General features: G+C 47.6%; 1 protein-coding gene. It reads right to left on the bottom strand.

Annotation, left to right across the window (positions count from 1 at the left end; translation table 11 throughout):
• On the bottom strand, positions 1 to 1,052 hold a 1,052-nt coding region (locus ACP45E_RS12695), incomplete at both ends, for a PQQ-dependent sugar dehydrogenase (protein WP_426511215.1).

The following is a 1,052-nucleotide window of genomic DNA, read 5'->3' as shown; positions in this document are numbered from 1 at the left end:
TTCTCCCCATTCTGAATCGATGTATACCGTGCCCCCTTCTGCTGCCTCCATTTCTAACAAAATGGTCGGCGCTGAATTACTTGGCGCATCAGGTGCATTGACTGTCACTGTGCCGAGCGGTTTTTCGTCACCGGAATCATCTTCATAACTCCAACTTACTTCACCGAGAGGCTGCTGTTGATTCACGGTAATCTGGTAAACAGATTCGGTGGGCTCTAACCCTTCATGTGTTGGAATAGATAGGGTGTAATCACCGTATTCCAGGTGATCAATGGTGTAACCTCCTGAAGATAGCGACATGTATAAGCGTCTTGCTACGCCGTTGCTGTCGGTCAATGTGGCTTCAACTAAACTTTCGTCTTCTGCAAGGTCACCTTTTGTCGGTGAAAGCTCAATTCGGCCTTCTGACGTTGGGTTGTATTGCAAACGATATAGCGTATTACCAGCATCGTCAGACACGAGCAAGCTGTTGTCTGGCATGACTAACATTTCGACTGGCTTACCTGAAATGCCCTCAGGTTGTTTCCATCCGGTGATCAATGAGCGATCAAAGATAGGTTTCCCTTCAGAATCCAATGTCATAATACGCAGTTCATAACCGGCTCTTTTTCCATCGCCTGGGCCATGTGTTGCGTACACAAACGAGCTTTGTCCGTTCGTTGGCGTGGTCCCATCTGGCTGCCAGAATGTCAACCCTAATGGTGCCGAGCCGGCTTCCAGTTCAAACTCTGGTGCTTGGAAATTGGCAGGATCAATGTCTTTGATTAGGATGTCTGAGTAAATCGCCCCTGGTGGCAGATAATCATAACCACCGGTATAGACGGACGTTCCATTTTCTTGCTCTTGGGTAATGGACAGGGTGTCCTCACCTGAGACATAAGGGAAGCCAAAATGTGGCATCTCTTTATCTGCTAACTGGGCTGCGGATATTTTGTTGATTTCACCTGGGAAATAGGTGTTGTGTCCATCGGTATTTTGAGGGTTATTGTCGGTAAACCATAAGTCGCCCAATCTTGGATCCCAGTCAAACCCGACGGTATTTCGGATTCCAT

Source organism: Vibrio genomosp. F10 str. 9ZD137, from assembly GCF_049974785.1.
Classification (GTDB): domain Bacteria; phylum Pseudomonadota; class Gammaproteobacteria; order Enterobacterales; family Vibrionaceae; genus Vibrio.
This window is presented reverse-complemented; position numbering and strand designations above follow the sequence as displayed.